Origin of the sequence: Nocardia sp. NPDC006982, from assembly GCF_042869435.1 — a bacterium.
In the GTDB taxonomy this organism is placed as follows: domain Bacteria; phylum Actinomycetota; class Actinomycetes; order Mycobacteriales; family Mycobacteriaceae; genus Nocardia.
The window spans coordinates 682,844-703,162 of the sequence record NZ_JBIAFV010000005.1 but is presented as its reverse complement, the minus strand read 5'-3'; the positions used below and the strand labels follow the sequence as shown (position 1 = coordinate 703,162).

The 20,319-nt window shown below is 67.3% G+C and carries 15 protein-coding genes and 1 pseudogene; 7 read left to right on the top strand and 9 right to left on the bottom strand.

All coding sequences use genetic code 11. From position 1 onward, the window contains the following. Positions 1–179 precede the first annotated feature (179 nt). Entirely contained in the window at positions 180–9,533 is a 9,354-nt protein-coding gene (locus ACFYOW_RS23980) for a fatty acid synthase subunit beta domain-containing protein (RefSeq protein ID WP_387291307.1), read from the top strand. Positions 9,534–9,624: 91 nt separating this feature from the next. Further along, complete coding sequence (locus ACFYOW_RS23975) at positions 9,625–10,059, top strand: holo-ACP synthase (RefSeq protein WP_040687506.1); 435 nt, start codon at positions 9,625–9,627, stop codon at positions 10,057–10,059. 66 nt (positions 10,060–10,125) lie between these two features. Here ACFYOW_RS23975 and ACFYOW_RS23970 read toward each other — a convergent pair whose 3' ends face one another. Continuing rightward, entirely contained in the window at positions 10,126–10,746 is a 621-nt protein-coding gene (locus ACFYOW_RS23970) for a TetR/AcrR family transcriptional regulator (RefSeq protein WP_245721387.1), read from the bottom strand. A gap of 313 nt (positions 10,747–11,059) precedes the next feature. Between ACFYOW_RS23970 and ACFYOW_RS23965 the strand changes: the two genes are divergently transcribed. Next, positions 11,060–12,319 carry a hypothetical protein gene (locus ACFYOW_RS23965; RefSeq protein WP_387291305.1) on the top strand — a complete coding sequence of 420 codons (1,260 nt, stop codon included), beginning with the start codon at positions 11,060–11,062 and terminating at the stop codon, positions 12,317–12,319. A 107-nt stretch (positions 12,320–12,426) separates the two neighbouring features. Here the strand turns inward: ACFYOW_RS23965 and bcp are convergent, their stop codons facing one another. After that, a complete protein-coding gene (gene bcp, locus ACFYOW_RS23960; protein WP_387291304.1) occupies positions 12,427–12,900 on the bottom strand; it encodes a thioredoxin-dependent thiol peroxidase in 474 nt (157 codons plus the stop codon). Positions 12,901–13,010: 110 nt separating this feature from the next. On the opposite strand from bcp, the gene ACFYOW_RS23955 reads away from it, so the two are divergent. Beyond that, positions 13,011–13,232 carry a DUF3618 domain-containing protein gene (locus ACFYOW_RS23955; RefSeq protein ID WP_040687513.1) on the top strand — a complete coding sequence of 74 codons (222 nt, stop codon included), beginning with the start codon at positions 13,011–13,013 and terminating at the stop codon, positions 13,230–13,232. Between the two features lie 59 nt (positions 13,233–13,291). Here ACFYOW_RS23955 and ACFYOW_RS23950 read toward each other — a convergent pair whose 3' ends face one another. After that, the gene (locus tag ACFYOW_RS23950) at positions 13,292–13,588 is read right to left on the bottom strand and encodes an excalibur calcium-binding domain-containing protein (RefSeq protein WP_040687515.1); all 297 of its coding nucleotides are present in this window, start codon (positions 13,586–13,588) and stop codon (positions 13,292–13,294) included. 136 nt (positions 13,589–13,724) lie between these two features. Beyond that, on the bottom strand, positions 13,725–14,702 hold the full coding sequence (locus ACFYOW_RS23945) for a pirin family protein (protein WP_387291302.1): 978 nt from the start codon (positions 14,700–14,702) through the stop codon (positions 13,725–13,727). Between the two features lie 58 nt (positions 14,703–14,760). Here ACFYOW_RS23945 and ACFYOW_RS23940 point away from each other — a divergent pair, with 58 nt between their 5' ends. After that, positions 14,761–15,225 carry a MarR family winged helix-turn-helix transcriptional regulator gene (locus tag ACFYOW_RS23940; RefSeq protein ID WP_387291300.1) on the top strand — a complete coding sequence of 155 codons (465 nt, stop codon included), beginning with the start codon at positions 14,761–14,763 and terminating at the stop codon, positions 15,223–15,225. A 1-nt stretch (position 15,226) separates the two neighbouring features. Here ACFYOW_RS23940 and ACFYOW_RS23935 read toward each other — a convergent pair whose 3' ends face one another. From ACFYOW_RS23935 to ACFYOW_RS23925, 3 genes are all read right to left on the bottom strand, one after another. Beyond that, on the bottom strand, positions 15,227–15,538 hold the full coding sequence (locus ACFYOW_RS23935) for a hypothetical protein (protein ID WP_040687518.1): 312 nt from the start codon (positions 15,536–15,538) through the stop codon (positions 15,227–15,229). Between the two features lie 99 nt (positions 15,539–15,637). Then, complete coding sequence (locus ACFYOW_RS23930; RefSeq protein WP_387291297.1) at positions 15,638–16,270, bottom strand: transglycosylase SLT domain-containing protein; 633 nt, start codon at positions 16,268–16,270, stop codon at positions 15,638–15,640. Between the two features lie 531 nt (positions 16,271–16,801). Further along, complete coding sequence (locus ACFYOW_RS23925; protein WP_387291295.1) at positions 16,802–17,272, bottom strand: MarR family winged helix-turn-helix transcriptional regulator; 471 nt, start codon at positions 17,270–17,272, stop codon at positions 16,802–16,804. Positions 17,273–17,349: 77 nt separating this feature from the next. Here ACFYOW_RS23925 and ACFYOW_RS23920 point away from each other — a divergent pair, with 77 nt between their 5' ends. Together ACFYOW_RS23920 and ACFYOW_RS23915 are read left to right on the top strand one after the other, a co-directional pair. Beyond that, positions 17,350–17,724, top strand: coding sequence for a cupin domain-containing protein (locus tag ACFYOW_RS23920; protein WP_387291293.1), 375 nt, complete (start codon positions 17,350–17,352; stop codon positions 17,722–17,724). A gap of 190 nt (positions 17,725–17,914) precedes the next feature. Then, on the top strand, positions 17,915–18,301 hold the full coding sequence (locus ACFYOW_RS23915; RefSeq protein WP_387291292.1) for a hypothetical protein: 387 nt from the start codon (positions 17,915–17,917) through the stop codon (positions 18,299–18,301). Positions 18,302–18,307: 6 nt separating this feature from the next. On the opposite strand, the pseudogene ACFYOW_RS23910 reads toward ACFYOW_RS23915, so the two are convergent. Beyond that, a pseudogene (locus ACFYOW_RS23910) lies at positions 18,308–19,649 on the bottom strand (cytochrome P450). A gap of 37 nt (positions 19,650–19,686) precedes the next feature. After that, the gene (locus ACFYOW_RS23905) at positions 19,687–20,292 is read right to left on the bottom strand and encodes a hypothetical protein (protein WP_387291290.1); all 606 of its coding nucleotides are present in this window, start codon (positions 20,290–20,292) and stop codon (positions 19,687–19,689) included. Positions 20,293–20,319: the final 27 nt, after the last annotated feature.

Genomic DNA, 20,319 nt, shown 5'->3' with positions numbered 1-20,319 from the left:
GGTACGAGAGTACGGAAATACCCGGCGGTAAGCGGGGGTCCTGAGAGCAAACGTGAGGATTTCCTCATGATTTTCTGGAATCCTTGCAGTCATCAGGGCTCATTGGTGAGGAACACCTGCGCACCGGAGGGAGCGGCGTGTCTCGACGGCATGTCGCCAGAGAAGGAAGTCGAAGCGTCTTGACGATCAATGAGAGCACTGCGGCCGGAACCGGACAGAGCCCGAAAGTGGTTGGGGCGCCACAGCAAGGGGGGTCGAGGGCTCCGCTGCTGGATCGACTGCTGGGTGGAACGCCCTACGCGCTGGCCTTCGGTGGGCAGGGTGCGCGTTGGCTCGGTGAGTTGGAGGAGATCGGGCGCGATGCCGCACTGGAGCCCGAACTGACCGCATTGGTCAATGAAGCGGCGACGCTGCTGGAACCTGTTGCGGCACAACTACTTGTGGTGCGACCGGTCGGTTTCGACCCGATCGGCTGGATGCTCGAGAACGAGCTCGCCGACGGTGACGAGGCGGAGGTTTCCGCCGCGCCTTCGGAGCAGGTGCTCCGCTCGGCCGTGGTGTCGATGCCGGGCGTATTCCTGACGCAGGTGGCCGCCGTGCGCGCGCTGCGGCTGCAGGGTCTGGATGCCAGCGAGCACGCGCCGGTCGCGGTTGTCGGCCACTCGCAGGGCCGCCTCGCCGCGACCTCGGTGCAGGCCGGTGGACAGCGTGACGCCGAACTGCTCGCCATCGCCCAAATGATCGGCGCCGCAGCGGGTTTGGTTGCCCGGCGGCGCGGTCTCATGCCGGTGGGCGAGCGTTCGTCGATGGTCGCGGTATCGAATGTCGATCCCGAGCACCTGCGCACAGTGGTGGCCGAGGTGTCCGCTGGCGTTGACCCCGCCGCGGCCGCGGTGGTTTCGATTCGCAACGGTCGGCGGCGCGTGGTGCTTTCCGGTACGCCGACCCAGTTGGAGCGGGTGCGTCAGCGTTGCGCCCAGATCCATGACGAGCAGACGCGCGAGCGCGATGCGAAGTCGCGCGGGGGCGCGGTGTTCGCGCCGGTCTTCGAGGACCTGGCCGTCGATGTCGCCTTCCATCACCCCGCGCTCGCCGACACGGTCGACATCGTGAGCGGCTGGGCGTCCCAGTGTGGTCTGGATGCCGAGCTTGCGGGTGCGCTGGCCAAGGAGATCCTCGTCGACCCGATCGACTGGGTCGAGGAGGTCGACGGCGTCGTCGCCGCCGGTGCGCAGTGGATTCTCGATCTGGGCCCCGGTGATCTGCTCAGTCGGCTCACCAGCGGCTCGCTCAAGGGCACCGGCGTCGGCATCCTCGCGGCCGCGACCCGCGCGGGTCAGCGCAGCCTGCTGACCCCCGGCGCCGCGCCCGAGGTGGCTCAGCCGTGGTCGGCCTTCGCGCCGCGCCCCGTGCGTCTGCCGAGCGGACGCGTCGTGGTCGAGACCTCGTTCACCAAGCTGACGGGTCGCTCGCCGATCCTGCTCGCGGGTATGACCCCGACCACCGTTGACGCGAAAATCGTTGCGGCGGCGGCGAATGCGGGCCACTGGGCGGAGCTGGCCGGTGGCGGTCAGGTTACCGAGCAGATCTTCGCCGACCGGGTGGCCGAGCTGAAGACGCTGCTGCATCCGGGCCGCGCGGTGCAGTTCAACTCGCTGTTCCTCGACCCGTACCTGTGGAAGTTGCAGCTCGGCGGTAAACGCTTGGTGCAGAAGGCCCGTACGGCGGGTGCGCCGTTCGACGGTGTCGTCGTCACCGCGGGCATTCCGGAGCTGGAAGAGGCCGTCGCGCTGATCGCGGAGCTGACCGAGGTCGGTATTACGCATGTGGCGTTCAAGCCGGGCACTGTCGCCCAGATCCGCGCGGTGCTGCGCATCGCCGACGAGGTGCCGGACTACCCGGTGATCATGCACATCGAGGGCGGCCGGGCCGGCGGACACCACTCCTGGGAGGACTTGGACGACCTGCTGCTCGAGACCTACGCCGAGCTGCGCAACCGCGACAATGTGGTGGTCTGCGTCGGCGGCGGCATCGGTACCCCGGAGCGTGCCACCGAATACCTGACCGGTGAATGGGCCGTGCCGCACGGCTATCCGGTGATGCCACTCGATGGCGTGCTGGTCGGCACCGCCGCCATGGCGACGCTCGAGGCCACCACCGCACCCGAGGTCAAGCAGCTGCTCGTCGACACCCCCGGTACCCCGGACTGGGTCGGCGCGGGCACGGCGAACGGTGGAATGGCTTCCGGCCGTAGCCAATTGGGCGCCGATATTCACGAGATCGACAATGCGGCCTCGCGCACCGGCCGCCTGCTCGACGAGGTCGCCGGTGACGCCGACGCGGTCGCCGAGCGTCGCGACGAGATCATCGCCGCGCTGAACGCCACGGCCAAGCCGTACTTCGGCGATGTCACGACCATGACCTACCTCGAGTGGCTGGAACGCTACGTCGAGCTGGCGGTCGGCCTGGACCGCCGCCAGGACTTCGACTGCGGCAGCGACCTCGGCGAAGCCATCCTCGAAGCCACCCGTTCGGTCTGGCTCGACATCACCTGGCGGGACCGGTTCGCGGAGATGATGCGCCGCACCGAATCCCGGCTGCATCCGGCCGACCGCGGCGAGATCCCGACGCTGTTCGAATCCGACGCGGTATTCGAGAACCCGGTCGAGGCGTTGTGCACGCTGAAGCAGCAGTACCCGGCGGCCGAGCAGACCCTGCTGCACCCAGCGGATGTCCCGTTCTTCGTCAGCCTGTGCAAGACCCCGGGTAAGCCGGTGAACTTCGTGCCCGTGGTGGACGGTGACGTGCGCCGCTGGTGGCGTTCGGATTCGCTGTGGCAGGCCCATGATCCGCGTTATTCGGCCGATCAGGTCTGTGTCATTCCGGGCACGGTCTCGGTCGCTGGCATCACCCGCGTCGACGAGCCCGTCGGCGAATTGCTCGATCGCTTCGAGCAGGACACGGCGTACGCGCTGGTTCGCGCCGGTGTGTCGCCGGTCGCGGTCGGCGCGCGCCGCTCCGCCGGCGTGACCGAGGGGCCGGTCGATGCGGTGCTGGCCGCGCCGGATGTCGAATGGTCCGGCCGCACCACGGTCAACCCGATCCATCGCCTCGGCGACCTCGCCAAGTGGACTGTCGACGACAAGGGCGCCGTCCATCCGCCGACCGGTGCGACGATCACCGAAACCACCGGCCCGGATGCCGATCACGCCTACGTCGAGCTGACGGTGCCGCTGTTCGGCGGTGACGCCGTGCGCATCCGCCTGCGCATCACCGTGCCGACCTCTCTCTACAACGGCGGCGCACCGGTCATCACCGAAACCGATGCCGACACCGCGATGTCCGCGCTGCTCGCGGTCGCCGCGGGCCAGGCACTGCCGGAGGTGAAGGGCAAGGTCGCGCACCTCAATGTCGCCTGGACCCCGGACCTCATCGCCGATCACGCGGGCGTCACCGGTTCGGGCCTGCCCGGCGCACTCAGCACGCTCGGGCGCAGCGTGCCCGATGTGCTCGTCGGTGCGTGCTGGCCTGCCGTCTTCGCGGTACTCGGTGCCGCGCGCAGCGTCGACGGCGACAGTGTCATCGAGGGCATGCTGGATCTGGTCCACCTCGATCACCAGATCGCACTCGAGCGCGACCTGCCGCACGACACCAGCATTCTCGTTGTCCGCGCCGAATCGGGTGACGTTGTCGACACAGATCTGGGACGCGTCGTCGAGGTGCGGGTGTCCGTCGGTGAGATGCGGGATCAGGGCCTCGACGTGGTGCCGTTGGCGACGCTGACCGAACGCTTCGCCATCCGCGGCCGCAATGGTGCCGGCGAGCTGACCGATCCGCCACGTGCGGCGGGTGTGGTCTCCGATGCCGCCACCGACACCCCGCGTCGCCGCCGTCGTGACGTCACCATCCTGGCGCCGCGCACCATGCGTGCCTTCGCCGCGGTCTCCGGTGATTACAACCCGATCCACACCAGTGATTCGGCCGCCAAGCTGGCCGGACTCGGCAGCCCGATCGTGCACGGCATGTGGCTCTCGGCCGCCGCGCAGCACGCGGTGTCCGCGGTGGACCCCGAAAGCTCCACTCCGGCACGGACTTTGACGGCGTGGACCACCCGCTTCCTCGGGATGGTCCGCCCGGGCGCGGAGATCGACGTGCGCGTCGAGCGGATCGCGGTCGACGCGGGTAGTGAGATCGTCGAGGTCTCCTGCCGTGCCGACGGCGATCTGGTGATGACCGCGACGGGCCGCACCGCTGCCCCGAAGACCGTCTACGCCTTCCCGGGCCAGGGCATTCAGCGCAAGGGCATGGGCCTGGACGCCCGTGCTCGCTCCAAGGCCGCCAAGGAGATTTGGGAGCGCGCCGATAAGCACACCCGTGCGGCACTCGGCTTTTCGATCCTGGCCGTGGTGCGGGACAACCCGACCTACCTCAAGGCGCGCGGTGTCGAACACCGGCACCCGGACGGCGTGCTGCACCTGACCCAGTTCACCCAGGTCGCCATGGCGGTGCTCGGTGTGGCCCAGGTCGCCGAGTTGCGCGAGGCCGGCGCCTACGTCGAGGGCGCCATGCTGGCCGGACATTCGGTCGGTGAGTACAACGCGCTCGCGGCCGTCGCCGGTGTGCTGCCGCTGGAGGCGGTGCTGGAGGTCGTCTTCCAGCGCGGTTCCGCCATGCACGAGCTGGTGCCCCGGGATGCGCAGGGCCGCAGTGACTATCGGATGGCTGCCATCCGGCCGTCGCAGATCGGTCTGCCCGATGACGAGGTCATCGACTTCGTCAAGGGTGTGGGCGAGAGCGTCGGGGAATTCCTCGAGGTCGTCAACCTGAACCTGCGCGGTTCGCAGTACGCCATCGCAGGCACGGTCAAGGGCCTCGATGCGCTGGAGACCGAAATCGACCGCCGCCGTGCCGAATTCGGCGGTAAGCGGGCCTTCATCCTGGTCCCGGGGATCGATGTGCCGTTCCACTCCACCGTGCTGCGCGAGGGTGTGCCGGAGTTCCGGCAGAAGCTCGAACAGCTGCTGCCGGCGGACCTGCACCCGGAAATCCTGCTCGGACGCTACATTCCGAACCTGGTGCCCAAGCCGTTCTCGCTGGAGCGCGCGTTCATCCAGGAGATCGCCGATCTGGTGCCCTCGGAGCCGCTGGCCACCGTGCTCGCCGACTTCGACAACTGGGCCGCTCGCCCGACCGAACTGTGCCGCGTGGTGCTGATCGAGCTGCTGGCCTGGCAGTTTGCCAGCCCGGTGCGCTGGATCGAGACCCAGGATCTGCTGTTCACCGATGCCGCCGACGGCGGACTCGGGGTGCAGCGTTTCGTCGAAATCGGTTTGGGCGCAACGCCGACAGTGGCGAACCTGGCCAGCCAGACGCTGAAGCTGCCCGCCTTCGGCACGGTCACCGTCGAGGTGTTGAATATCGAGCGCGAGGCCGCGGTCGTCTATTCGACCGATAGCGATCCCGCCCCGGTCGACGAGCCCGCCGACGAGCCGGTCGAAACCGCTTCGGCCGCAACGCCGGTCGCGGCGGCACCGGTGGCCGCTCCGGTCGCGAGCTCGGGTGGTCCGCGTCCGGATGACATCGCATTCACCGCCGCCGACGCCACCCGTGTACTGATCGCGCTGTGGACCAAGCTGCGGCTGGATCAGATCGGCCCGGTCGACACCATCGAGGGCCTCTGCGACGGTGTCTCGTCGCGGCGCAATCAGCTGCTCGTCGACCTGGGCTCCGAGCTGTCGCTCGGTGCGATCGACGGTGCCGCCGACGCCGATATGGGTGCGCTCTCGGCCACCGTCGAGCGACTTGCCCGCACCTACAAGCCTTTTGGTTCGGTGCTCTCCGATGCCATCGGCGATCACCTGCGCAAGGTCTTCGGTCCGTCCGGTAAGCGGCCCGCCGCGATCGCCGAGCGGGTCAAGAAGGTCTGGGAACTCGGTGACGGCTGGGCCAACCATGTCACCGCCGAGGTTTCGCTCGGCACCCGCGAGGGTGTCAGCGTGCGCGGTGGCGATCTCGGCGGACTGGTCGCGAGTGTGAGCGACGCCGCCTCGGTCGATGCGGCCATCGACGCCGCCGTGCAGGCCGTCGCGGCCCGTCGCGGTGTCGCGGTATCGCTGCCGAGCGCGGGCGGCGGTGGCGGCGCCACCGTGGACGCCGCGGCGCTGGGTGAGTTCACCGAACAGATCACCGGTCGCGACGGTGTGCTGGCCACGGCGGCCCGCGTGGTGCTCGAACAGCTCGGCCTGACCGAACAGGCCTCCGCGCCGGAGGCCTCGGATGACACCTTGGTCGACCTCGTCTCGGCCGAATTGGGTTCGGACTGGCCGCGTTTGGTCGCGCCGGCCTTCGACGCCCGCAAGGCCGTCCTGATCGACGACCGCTGGGCGACCGCACGCGAGGATCTGGCCAAGCTCTGGCTGCTCGACGACATCGGGTCCGGTGAGGAGTCGGTGGACGGCTTCCTCGGTGCGGGTGCAGCCGTTGCGGCACAGGCGAACTGGTGGCGTGAGAAGGCCAAGCACGAGGCCCGCTCGGTACTCGCCGGCCTGTACGAGCGCATCGCCGAGGCGGCGCTGAACACCGAAGAGTCCGGCCAGTGGTCCTCGGATATCGCCGTGATCACCGGTGCCAGTAAGGGTTCCATCGCGGCGGCGGCCACCGGTCGACTGCTCGGCGGCGGAGCCACGGTGGTGGTCACCACCTCGAGCCTCAACGACGAGCGGCTCGGCTTCTACCGCAAGCTCTACCGCGAGAACGCACGCCACGGTGCGGCGCTCTGGGTCGTCCCCGCGAATATGGCGTCCTACCAGGACGTCGACGCGCTGATCGACTGGGTCGGCAGTGAGCAGGTCGACAATGCGGGCGGTGCGAAGGTCAAGATCAAGGACGCGATGACCCCGACCTTGCTGCTGCCGTTCGCGGCACCGCGGGTCGCCGGTGATCTCGCCGACGCCGGCGCCCGCGCCGAAATGGAGATGAGGGTCCTGCTCTGGTCGGTCGAGCGGCTGATCGGTGGGCTGTCCAAGATCGGCATCGATCACGATGTCGACGCGAAACTGCATGTGGTGCTTCCGGGTTCGCCCAACCGCGGCATGTTCGGCGGCGACGGCGCCTACGGTGAGTCCAAGGCCGCCCTCGACGCGGTGGTCGCCAAGTGGCGGGCCGAGAAGTCGTGGTCGAGCCGAGTCACCCTGGTACACGCCCTCATCGGCTGGGTGCGCGGCACCGGGCTCATGGGCCACAACGATCCGATGGTGACCGCGGTCGAGCAGGCCGGTGTGCACACCTGGTCCACCGCCGAGATGGCCGATGAGCTGCTCAAGTGGTGCACCTCGCGGGCCCGTCAGGTGACCGCCACCGGACCGCAGCAGATCGACCTCACCGGCGGACTCGCCAGGGTCAAGCTCGACCTGCCCGCGCTCGCCAAGCAGGCTCAGGAGGCCGCCGCAGCCGAGACCGAGGAAGCCGTTGCGGCGGGCACGATTTCGGCGCTGCCCGCACCGCCGACCATGAGCTCGGCGCTGCCGGTGCCCGAATGGGGTTCGGTGACCGCCGATCTCGCCGATATGGTCGTCATCGTCGGTGCCGGTGAACTCGGCCCGTACGGTTCGGCGCGCACCCGGTTCGAGATGGAAGTCTCCGACGAGCTCTCGGCTGCCGGTGTGCTCGAACTGGCCTGGACCACCGGCCTGGTCGCCTGGGAGAACGATCCCAAGCCCGGCTGGTACGACACCGAATCCGGTGACTACGTCCCCGAACACGAGCTGGCCGAGAAGTACCACGACGCGGTCGTCGCGCGCTGCGGCGTGCGCCGCTACGAGGACGACGGCGCCATGATCGACAATGCCGCGCCGCTGATGACCTCGGTCTTCCTGGACCAGGATCTGACCTTCACGGTCGGCGGCGAAGCCGAGGCACGCGCCTTCTACGCCGCGGATCCGGAGCACACGGTGATCACCCCGGTCGCCGATTCCGGTGACTGGCAGGTGATCCGCAAGGCGGGCACCGAGATTCGGGTACCGCGCAAGGCCAAGCTGTCGCGCACCGTCGGCGGTCAGATCCCGACCGGCTGGGATCCCACCATCTGGGGCATCTCCGCCGATATGGCGGCCTCGGTGGACCGGGTCGCGCTGTGGAACATCGTCTGCACCGTCGACGCGTTCATCAGCTCCGGGTTCAGCCCGGCCGAGCTGATGAGCTGGGTGCATCCGAGCCTGGTCGCCAACACCCAGGGCACCGGTATGGGCGGCATGTCCTCGATGCGCTCGCTCTACATCGACAACCTGCTCGGTGAGTCGCGCCCGAACGACATCCTGCAGGAGGCGCTGCCGAACGTCGCGCTCGCGCATGTGGTGCAGTCCTACGTCGGCAGCTACGGCGCGATGGTGCATCCGGTGGCGGCCTGCGCGACTGCCGCGGTGTCGGTCGAGGAGGGTGTCGACAAGATCCGTTTGGGCAAGGCCGATTTGGTGGTCGCCGGTGGCTTCGACGATCTCGGTATCGAGGGCATCGTCGGCTTCGGCGATATGTCGGCCACCGCGGATTCGGCGGCCATGAGCGCCAAGGGCATCAGCGACCGGTACTTCTCCCGCGCCAACGACCGCCGTCGCGGCGGCTTCGTGGAATCGCAGGGTGGCGGCACCGTGCTGCTGGCGCGCGGCGACGTGGCGGTGGAAATGGGCCTGCCGGTGCTCGGTGTGGTCGCCTTCGCGCAGTCCTTCGCCGACGGCGTGCACACCTCCATCCCGGCGCCCGGCCTCGGCGCGCTGGGTGCGGGGCGTGGCGGCCGGGAATCCAAGTTCGCCGCCGAACTGCGCAAACTCGGTGTGGCGCCGGACGATATCGCGGTCATCTCCAAGCACGACACCTCGACCGCGGCCAACGATCCGAACGAGTCCGAACTGCACGAGCGGTTGGCCACGGCAGTCGGACGCTCCGAAGGCGCGCCGCTGTTCGTGGTTTCGCAGAAGAGCCTGACCGGACACGCCAAGGGTGGCGCGGCCGCGTTCCAGCTCATCGGCCTGTGCCAGGTGCTGGAAAACGGTGTGGTGCCGCCGAATCGGAGCCTGGACTGTGTCGATGACAAGATGCAGGCCTACCCGCATCTGGTCTGGGCGCGTGAACCGCTGCGCTTCGGTGAGCGGTTCCCGCTCAAGGCCGGTCTGCTGACCTCGCTCGGCTTCGGCCACGTCTCGGGTCTGCTCGCGGTGGTGCATCCGGAGGCGTTCATCCAGGCGATCGAGCCGGGTCGGCGCGAGGAGTATCAGCGCCGGGCGCAGCAGCGTCAGCTCGCCGGACGGCAGCGGTTCACCGAGGCCATGTGCGGCGGCGCCCCGCTGTACGAGCGGCCGGCCGATCGGCGCCTCGGTGCCGACGGCACGCCGTCGGAGCAGAAGCGGCAGCTGGAGGCCGACGTGCTGCTCTCGCCGGAGGCACGGCTGTCCGGCAACGGCACCTACCGGGCCGACGGCGCGGGTTGTGGCACCGGGGCAGTGATTCTCGGGCAACTCGATGCCGGTGGCTCTATGGCATAACGGCTTCGGCCATTACCGTGCAGAGTGCGGTCGCTACGGCGGCCGCACTCTGACTTTTCATTGAGCTCGAAGGCTGAGGAGCGGCGACGCATTGACCATCCTGGGTATCGGCTTGGACTTGGTGACCATCTCCGAGTTCGCCGAACAGTTGCAACGGTCCGGAACCACCATGCTCCGGGAGAGTTTCACCGCCGGTGAGCGGCGCTACTGTCAGAGCAAGGGCACCGACCCGGCACGCAGTTACGCGGCGCGCTGGGCGGCCAAAGAGGCAGTGTTGAAGGCTTGGGCGTCTTCGCGTTTCGCGCGCCGCCCGCAGATCGGCGACAACCCATACCCCCTCATCGAGGTGGTCAACGACGCATGGGGTCGCCCGAGCATCAAACTGCACGGCCTGGCGGCCGAATTCCTGCCCCGCGCAAGGGTTCACCTTTCCCTGACACACGACGGCGACACCGCCGCCGCCATGGTCGTCCTCGAGGATCCGGGCGAACTCGCCGACCTGATCGAAGGTCGCGAGGCGCAGTAGCCGACCGATGTTCGAGCCGGGCACGCTGTACACAGGATGCCCGGCTCGAACGCGTGTTGCTGAAGGTTAGCGCTGGCCGCCGGTTCGGGATTCCTTTTCGGCAACCATGAGGTATGCCACCATCAGCCGTTTGAGTTCGGATACCGCTTCGGTGTTGCTCTGGTCGTCTTGCACGGAGAAGTTCAGCATCGAGTAGACGACGTGCACCAGGACTTCGGCCATCATGGTGCGGCGCGCGCGGGGGGTGCGCGGGGTCAGCGGACGCAACATTTGCGAGACGACCTCGGCGAATTCCTTTTCGTGGATCGCGCCGGTGGCTCGGGTGGACGGGGTGGACTGCATTGCCAGCCACACCTCGCGCCGGGACGGGTCGGTCATCCACAGATTCGCCAGATGATCGACGAACTGGTTCATATGCCGCAACCAGTCCAATGACGGGATTTCACCGTGGAAATCGGCGAGTTCCTGGGAAACCGCAACCAGGTCTTGACGATTCAGCTCGCAGACGATGACGTATTTGTTGGCGAAGAACTGATACAGCGTGCCGATCGGCACTTCTGCCCGCGCCGCCACCTCTTCACAGGTGAACGATTCGAACCCGACCTCGACGAGCAATTCCCGGGACGCCTGCAAGAGGGCATCGAACTTGCGTTTACTGCGTTCCTGAGTCGGCCTGCGCCGCGGCATGAGCTCCTGCGGGTCGTCCTGCAGGTCCAACGCAGGGTCCAGACGTCGCTGCTTCGACCTGGCCTCCGTGCGTACATCCACGTATCAAGGCTAGCGGTATCGACATATATGCGACACGCGCACCGTATCTGCGTGTTAAGGACTGTCACATTTCATCACCCATCCAAGCCCGAGATGGCACCGAACACATACCGAGCGTGCGTGCATCTCAACGCACGTTTCGTGCCGGGGAATCCAAGGGGCTCAGGGGTTTCGGCAAGCTCGTGAGCTCGGCAATTGCACTGGGAAGGCGTGATCAGTGGGAGCTCGATCCGTGGTAACTCTAGGCGTTTCCACCGAACGCGGCGCCGTTCACGCGGTAGCCCTCGCCGACGGCGGCGAGAAGCTATCCGAGCGGGTGCTGCTGCAGCGGGTGGTGAAAACTCGAGGCGATTCTAAGGCGGACCTGGCGGTTGCGGTCCAGACGGCGATGGACACACTAGCGGCGGAGCTGGAATCCGAGCGGGATATCGTGGGTGCGGCGGTCACCTACCGCGATGCCGCCGAGCGGCGTGCCATCGTCACCAAATTGGCGTCCGGCCCGTGGCATACTGCCTCGCTGGTATCGGCCAAGTCGGCACATCTGAGCGTGGCCGGGGTCATGACCTGGCTCGATGAATTCGACGATCTGCTCATCTGCGAGGTGGTCCCGGGGCATCAGGCGTTCACACTGATCGACCGCAAGCGCAGTCGGGTGCTGGCCGCGACGAGTCATTCCGGCAATGCGACCGCCGAGGCTTTCGACGTCGCGGTGTCGGATGCGTGGGACCAGTTCGAAGCGGCAATGGTTCGGCCGGATGCGGTGGTGCCGATCGGGTCGGCGGCGGACGGCGCGGTGGTGGCCACGGCGATGGACGGCTTCGGCGCTCCGGTGCTGCCGTGCAAGATCGCGACCTCCGCCTCGGCGGTCGGTGCGGCGCTGTTCGCGATGAGCGACGTGACCGGTGTGAGCGAGCCGGTCGAGCGGGTGCGAAGTACGCGCGGTCACACGGCGATGTTCGCCGCGGCAAGTGTGCTGGCGGGCGGACTGGTCGCGGGCGGTTTGTACGTGACAACGCGTACGGGGGCAGTCGTCGCGGATGCGCGGGTCACCGCGGACGCCCGCGTGGTCGACGGTGATACCGGATCGGCGAGCAGCTCCACCGCGGGCTCCTCGGTGCAGCCGAATATCGGCCCGTTCGATCTTCCGGAGGCCCGGCAACCCGCGGCCGCCGGAAACGCCGCCGACTCGACGGTGACCGGCTTCGATCTGGACAACCTTCCGCAGTACAACGAACATTGGGGCGCTCAGTCACCCGTATCGGTCGCTCCGGATGCACACGAGCACGGAAACGAGTCGGCCGGATCGCCTCAGCAGCTCCCGGACACCGGAACCCAGGGGCCGACCACCAAAGTCGGTGCTCCGAACGACGCCATGCTCTTCCCGGGTGAGGCTCCGCCGCCGGCGGCCTTCACTCCCGAGTTCTACCACTGGTGGGACAACCACGTCCGCCTGCTCGTGCAATGGGCGGCCCAGCAGATGCAGCCCACCTAGGAGACGATCTTCGAGAGGTCCGGTGCCCCAGTGGCTCCGGACCTTTCGTTTCATGCGCCTTCGAGCTAGGCGAAACCCGTTGGGCGCAAGCCGATCTGTGCTTCGGTCTACACCGACAGGTCGCGACGGAGTTTGGCAACGTGGCCGGTGGCGCGGACGTTGTATTGCGCCACTTCGATTTCGCCTTTTTCGTCGACCAGGAATGTGGAGCGGATAACACCGGTGACGGTCTTGCCGTACATGGTCTTCTCGCCGAACGCACCCCATGCGGTGAGGACGGATTTGTCCGGATCCGAGAGCAGCGGGAAGGTGAGCTTTTCGTTGTCGCGGAACTTGGCCAATTTGGCGGGCTTATCGGGCGAAATGCCGATGACCTCGATGCCCGCACCCTCGAGGTCGGCGAGGTTGTCGCGGAAATCGCAGGCCTGTTTGGTGCAGCCGGGGGTGCTCGCGGCGGGGTAGAAGTAGACGATCACCTTGCGGCCGCGATAGTCGGACAGCGACACGTCCTTGCCGTCGGCGTCGGGCAGGGTGAAATCGGGGGCGGCATCGCCGGGGGAGAGTCGTTGGTTGTCGGTCACCTCTTGCACGGTAATCGAACGCCCCGACAATGCGGCCGCACCGACGCAGCCCGGCTGGCTAGACTCGTCGGCAGCGCGGTTCGCGGCATATTGAATACAGGAGGATATACGTGGCTAGGGATACCGAGCGGATCGAACGGGAGATCGAGGCCGCACGGACACGGCTCGCGAGCACGCTCGACGAAATCGCCGTACGGGCCGATCCGCAGCGCATCGCCGATGACACCAAGCACATGGTGCTGGCGAAGCTCAACCAGCCGAAGGTGAAGTACAGCCTGATCGGCGCGGCCGCGGTGGTCGTCGGGTTGGTGCTGGTTAAGATCTTCCGCTGAGCCTAAAACGTAGAACACCCGGTGTGGCCAGCACACCGGGTGTTCTACGTTCAGGACTATCAGACCGTCGGGCAGGCGAAACCGTCGCCGTCCGGATCCAAATGCGGGCCGTAGCCCGGTTCCCCGCGGAACAGCGGTGCCCGACCCGCCGCGCGGGCCTCGTCGCAATTGGCGAATGCGCCACCGGCCGAGCCGGTCTGGGACATGCCTGCCGAACCGGTCGCGGCCGATCCGGTATCGATGGCGGATGAGCCTGTTCCCGCGGAACCGGTAGGGACATCGGCCAGGGCTGCGGGCGCCGCTAGGAAGGCGAGTCCCGCGGCGGCAACGCTGACGGTGAGCCGGCGAACGTTCATATATTCCTCTGTTTGTGTGCTGCGGTGGAGTAGCGTCCAGGGGGAGACGCCGCATCCACTGTTGTGACGGGCCGCGTACTTGTCAACCGCGCAGCAAAACAATTAGGGGCATTAGGGGACAACGCCCCTTCGTTCGTTATTCGCCCAAACGCCTACCCGCCAGATGTTCGGCCGGGATATTGCCCATGCGTCCGGCCTGGTAATCCGCCATGGCCTGGATGATTTCGGCGCGGGTGTTCATGACGAACGGACCGTATTGCACCACAGGCTCTTTGATCGGCAGGCCACCGAGCAGCAGTACCTCCAGGTCGCCGGTTCGGTTGTGTTGCAATGCATCCGCGGCGACGGTGATCGAGTCGCCGGGGCCGAATACCGCGAGTTGGCCTTCGCTGATCGGCCGGCGGTCGGCGCCCACCGTTCCGGTGCCGGACAGGACATATGCCATCGCGGTAAACCGTTGCGGCCATGGGGTTTCCAGCTGGCCGCCCGGGGTGAGCGAGGCGTGTGCGTAGGCGATCGGGGTATAGGTCGAACCCGGACCCTCGAAGCCGCCCATCTCGCCGGCGATAATGCGCACCAGTGCGCCACCGTCGTGCGAACTGACCAGCGTCAATTCACTGCCGCGCAGATCCTGATAGCGCGGTGCGGCCATCTTCTGCGCGCGCGGCAGATTGACCCACAGTTGGATGCCGTGGAACCAGCCGCCCGCGATGACCAATTCCTCGGCGGGCAGTTCATCGTGCAGAATGCCGGAACCCGCCGTCATCCACTGGGTATCGCCCTCGCTGATGACGCCACCGCCGCCATTGGAATCGTGATGGACCATGGTGCCGTCCATGACGTAGGTGACGGTCTCGAAGCCGCGATGCGGATGCCACGGCGCGCCCTTGGCCTCGTACGGCTCATAGGCGACCGGACCCATCTGGTCGAGCAGGATGAACGGATCGGCCGAGCGCAGATCCATGCTCGGGAACGGCCTGCGCACCTCGAAGCCCGCGCCTTCGCGCTGCTGGTGTGCGGTGCTGATGCTGCTCACCTTGCGTTCCCGCGTCGAATCCGTGGGGCGAGGGAGTCGCGGCAGCACCATGATGTCGGGGACGGTGATGGCCGGCATGGGCACCTCCTGAGTAGTTTGTGTCCATGTCAACCAATCGCTGGTTAGGATCATTCCCGTGGTGCGTTGGTTGAGCGATGACGAGCAGCAGACCTGGCAGGCCTTCATCCGGCTGCGCCAGCGCCTGGATGGGGCGCTATCGGCCGGTCTGGCCCAGGACGGCCTGTCCGCCGCAGACTACGAACTCCTGGTGCCGTTGTCGGGCGCACCCGGCGGCTGTCTGCGCGCCAAGGAATTGGCCGCCGAGGTCTGCTGGGAGAAGAGCAGGCTCTCGAAACACTTGGCGCGCATGGCCGCTCGCGGACTCGTCGACCGGCGACCGGCCGAGGACGACGCCAGGGGGATTCTGGTCGAACTCACCCCCGAGGGACGCAAGGTGCTCGAGAAGGCGGCCCCGAACCATGTCGAACTGGTGCGGCGGATCTTCGTCGATCCGATGACGCCCGCCGAGGCGCGGGCGCTGCGCTCGCTGGCCGACAAGGTGGTCGTCGAGGCCGAGACCGAGTCCGAACTCGGCTACTGAATCACCACGGGGTGATCGGCGGCTTCACCCACAGCAGCTTCTCGTCGCTGTTATTACGCTGTGCGGCAGGGTGATTCGGATGCCGAGCGGCCCAGGTGTCCTTCTCGTCGAGTAGCTTCGCCACTGTCGTCCACGTCTCGTCGGTGCTCGGCGGATTCGTCTCGGCCGCGCGCGCCAGCTTCCGGCGGACCGCCGCAGGCATATCCAGCAGTTCCGTTCCGGTGATGCCGCGATCCCAGATAAAGGTGGCGAGGCGGCGCGCCTTCTCGGCGCGGCTCTTCGACGCATGGTCGGAGTGGGCGTAATCGGTCATGGCGGAATCCGCATCGGTGGTGGTCGGGCCTGGTCGACCATACATACGACAATGCCTCCCCGCCATCGGGCGGGGAGGCATTGTTCGCGAAGTCGTGGATCAGTACGCCGAGTTGACGTTATCCATCGAGCCGTAGCGGTGGGCCGCGTAGTTGCAGGCCGCGGTGATGTTGGCGACCGGGTCCCAGATGTCCCAGGCGGTGCCTTCGACGTGGTAGGCGTTGAAGGTCGGGTCGATCACCTGGAGCAGACCCTTGGACGGGATACCGGCGGCGGCGTTGGAGTCCCAGAGGTTGATGGCCTGGGGGTTGCCGCCCGATTCGCGCATGATGTTGCGGTAGATGCCGTTGTAGCTACCCGGGATGCCGTTCGCCGCCATGATGTCGAGGGCGTGGTGGATCCAGCCGTCGAGGTTGTCCTCGTAGACCGGGGCCGGGGGCGGCGGCAGGGGCAGGCCGGGGACCGGCGGCAGTTCCGGCAGCGCGGGCAGACCGGGGACGAGCGGGGCATCGACCGGCGTGGCCACCGCATCGACCGCCGGCGCGGCAGCGGGGGCGGCAGCCGGGGCGGGCTGCTCCTCGGCGACCATGGCAATGCGCGACGGAACGCTGTCGTCGGCCAGCGCGACTACGGAGGAGGTGCCGACGGCGATAAGACCGGCCGCGGCCACAGCGAGGGTGACACTGTCACGCAGCGATAGGCGGCGGAAAGAGGTGAGGCGTTTGTCGAGCATTTCGAAATCAGTTCCTTGATCGTGTCCAGAGAGGGGATCCGGCCCGGTTGAGGCAGCGCGGATCTCCGACGGGGCACCCGGTGGGAAGCCCGCCTGAATCGGTTCCGTATGCTGTTTTCGGGTTTTGTTGTGAAGGCCAGGCGAGCCCTGGCGCGCGACGCGGTGTAAGCCACCCGGGGTCGGTTCCCGGCGGGTGCCGCAGTCGAGCGGGGAGATTGCGGTCGTGGTGCCGCTGATATCTCCAGCGACCGCGGCGGGTAAAACTCGTCTGCCGTTGCGGCCGTTTTCCGACTGTGTGTGGATCGCTCCACGGTGTAACCAAACTGTAGGTCTGCTTGCGACCTGATCTCAGCTTGGTCACGGTCGGTTAACGCAACATGAACGAATAGTGAATGGCAGGGGTTGCCGATCTTGGAAAGCCCAGGTCGGGCTCCTTGAAACCCCATCTATGCTGGGAGTTTGCTGTCAAACCTTATGTGACGCAGCTCACGGAAATTTCAGAGTAACGCAGGCCACTTTGTCTCGATTTGGTCACCAAGAGGCCGGACGGACCCTTCCGGGGGCAACCACGCGGGTCAAACTGTTACGCAATTGGGCCACCGCGGAATCTCCCAAAACGGACGCCCACTGGTCGGCGAATTCGGCCGCTGCGGCATCGGCTGCGCGCGTGCAGGCCCACCCCTTCGCGGTCAGTGTGATCAACCGTGCGCGCGCGTCGTCCGGATGTGCGTTGCGCTCGGCGTAACCCTTGCGCACGAGTTCGTCCACCAACTGACTGGCCGCCTGTTTGGTCACTCCCAGATGTTCGGCCAACTCGCCGACCGTCGCCCCGTTCGGTGACAGCCGCACGAATGCGAACCCGTGCGTCGGCCGTACATCGGCGAACCCGGCCGCGACCACCCCGGCGTGAATGGCGTCGGTGGCAGCCGCCCCTGCGGCGAGCAGCAGCAGCGCGAGATCCTGGCCGGGCCGCAGGGTCGAAGCGGGTTTCGGATTCGACATGACTGCCATCTTGACACAGATAGGCAAGTTGCTTGACTATATAGTCAACCTGCTTGACCAAATGAAGGAGTTAAGACATGCCAGTAACCCGCGCCGCCGATGCCGAAGTCCACGAAATGCACGGCACCCGATTCACCTCCTACATCCGCCCCGGCACCGGCAGCGCCGAACTCTGCGTCTGGCAGATCCAGGTGTCGGCCGAGACGGAAGGCGTGCCGCACAAGGTGTTGCGCGAGGAGGCATTCGTGGTGATCCAGGGAGCGGTGACGATCACGATCGATGGCCAGGCGGAGGCGCTGGTGGCCGGTGACGCCGCGGTGGCGCCCGCGAATTCGATGATCGCCCTGACGAATTCGGCCGCCGAGCCGGCCGTGCTCGTCGTGACGGTCCCGGTCGGATTCCAGGGTGAACTGCCCGACGGAACCGTCATCAACCCGCCCTGGGTCGGCTGACCGCGCTGCCTCCGCGTGGCGGACCGGGTGACGAACAACACACCCGGCGTTACCGCCTCGATGGCCGTGCGCAGCCCGATCGATGAAACGAAAAATCCCCCGCCGGAGGTTCTGTCTCCGACGGGGGATTTTGCTGTTGTGCGCCATCAGGGACTCGAACCCCGAACCCGCTGATCAAGAGTTCCCGTCAATGCTCCGGCGGCGGGGACGGTGGGACCTCCGGTCATGGGCGGCGGGACCCACCGGGCCGGGCAGCGGTCCCGACCGCGCCGCGCTGGGTTTGTTCCTGCCGCGGAATCCGCAGGCGCGGGTGCAGGTGGCGGCTCAGCGGGAGCAGACGGCGCGTTCGCTGGCCGGCTATATCGCTGAGCATCTCGCTCACGTGGGTGGCAGGCTGCGGAAGTCCGAGTCCGCGTTGGCGCGGCTGCTGATTGCCACGCACGAGGGTGTCACCCTGGCCGGTCGGATCGACGGCGAGCTGTATCGGTCGTACCTGCAGTTGGTGATGGCGAACGTCGAGCCGGCCGCCGACGGTGGTTGGCTCTCGGGAGAATCCGCTCACGCGGTCGGTCGATAGAGCCGGTTACGTTGCGGGTGTGGCCGGGGCGGCGAGGCGTTGTTCGTCGCACATGCGTTGCAGTGTGTCGAGGGTGTCGTCCAGGTCGGCACCCAGGCGCGGTCCCTGGGGTGAAGGTGGCGGGGAGTTTGCGCATTCCTTGGATGATGCCGATGGTGTCGTAGTGGACGGTGCCGGCGGGGTCGCAGGTGTAGTCGGGCATGCGGTCGAGGACGGCGACGAGCATGCGTTTGAACACGACGCGGGCGACGTTGGAGCCGATGCAGCGGTGGATGCCGAGCCCGAAGCTGAAGTGGCGGTTGTGTTTCCGGTCGAGGATGACGGTGTGGGGGTCGGGGAAGGCGGTGGCGTCGCGGTTGGCCATGGCCCAGGACAGCCATAGCCGTTCTCCTTCTACGAGGTGCTGGCCGGCGATGTGGCAGTCGGCGGAGATGGTTCGGCCGTCGCCGGGGGCGGGGGTGAAGTAGCGCAGGAATTCCTCGGTCGCCGGGTCCAGGAGTGTGTCGCGCTCGCGGGAGAGTCTGTCGCGGTCGTCGGGGTGCTCGCAGAGCCATTCCAGGGCGTGCGCGGTCAGGGCTGTGGTGGTGTCGAACCCGCCGCCGATCAGCAGCGCCAGGATACCGAGGAGGTCGATGTCCTCGGGTCGCTCGCCGTCGATCCGCATGGTGGCCAACGCGTCGATCAGTCCGGGGCGGGGATGTTCGCGGATCTCGTGCAGGTTGGCCAGCAGGTCCATGCCCATCACCCTGTTCATTTCGGTCACTCGCGGCATGTCGGGTGAGTCGGGTGGGGTGTAGACCGAGGCGTGTGCGGGTTCGTTGTAGACCGACCATTTCGTCAGGGGGATGCCGAGGATGGCGAGGGTGAGGACGGCGGGCACGATGTTGGCGAGGTCGTCGACGAAGTCGATGTGCCCGGTTTCGATCTTCTCGTCGAGGCAGGCGCGCACCAGGTCGTCGATGAACGGCAGCCACCGGCTGACCGCTCGGGGAGACAGATACGGGTTGAGCACCGACCGGAACAGCCGGTGTTCGGGGTCGTCCATCTCCAGGATGCCGCTGCGCATGGGGATCGCCTGGGTGCCGGTGGGGATGGTGATGCCTTGGTATCCGCGGCGTCGTCCGTGGACGTCGCGGTCGTTGGAGACATGCGGGCTGCGGGCGAGTTCGAAGACTTCGCGGTTTCCGGCGGCGACCCAGTGTCCGCCGTAGGTGTCGGTCCATGCCAGGGGGCAGGTGGCGTGCATGTCCTCGGTGATGGCCTGGAATCGGGAGCGGTAGTGCGGGGTGTGCCGGTCGAAGTGGTAGTGGCGGCGCTCGGGGTGTGCCGGAGTGTGTTCGGTGGTCATGGTGCTGTCCTTTCCGGCGGTCGGGTGGTGTTGCTCGTCAGTGGGGAAGGGTCCTAGGGTGTTCGGCTGTCGTCGGTCGTGACCGGCCGGCGACGCGGAACGACTCGATGCGTGATTGCGGGGCGCCGGCGGCGGGACCGCTGTGGCCGGTGGCGAGAGCGTGGGCTCTGAATGCCAGAGCGGCACGGCTGGGCTGGTGCTGTGCCGGTTCGGTGCGTGCCAGCAGGACGGGGTGATGGACATCGCCCCAGAGACTCAGTTCGGGGTGGCCGGTGTCCAGGAGGCATTCCACGATCCAGCGGTGTACGGGTTCGTCGAGGGTGCGCTCGTCGCCGACGACGGCCAGGGCCTGCGGGGTCGGGAGGTGTGCGGAGGGGGGCATCGTCGCGAGGTCGATGACCTCGGCGCCGAGCATGCGTAGCGGGACGGGATCGCTCGGGTGTGTGATCAGGGCCGAGATGTCCCAGCCGGTCATTGTGCGGTCGAACAGCCATCCTCCGGCCAGAACCACGACCTCGTCCAGGTGGTGGGCCACCACGACCAGGCGGCATCGCAGGATGTGCCGATGCGCCCGAGTGATCGCATCATCTGCTGAGACCACGCCGCGTGCCTGCCCGGTGTACTCCGACGGTAGGACGTCCATCGTCGGTCGATTCCCTGGGTTCGGCCG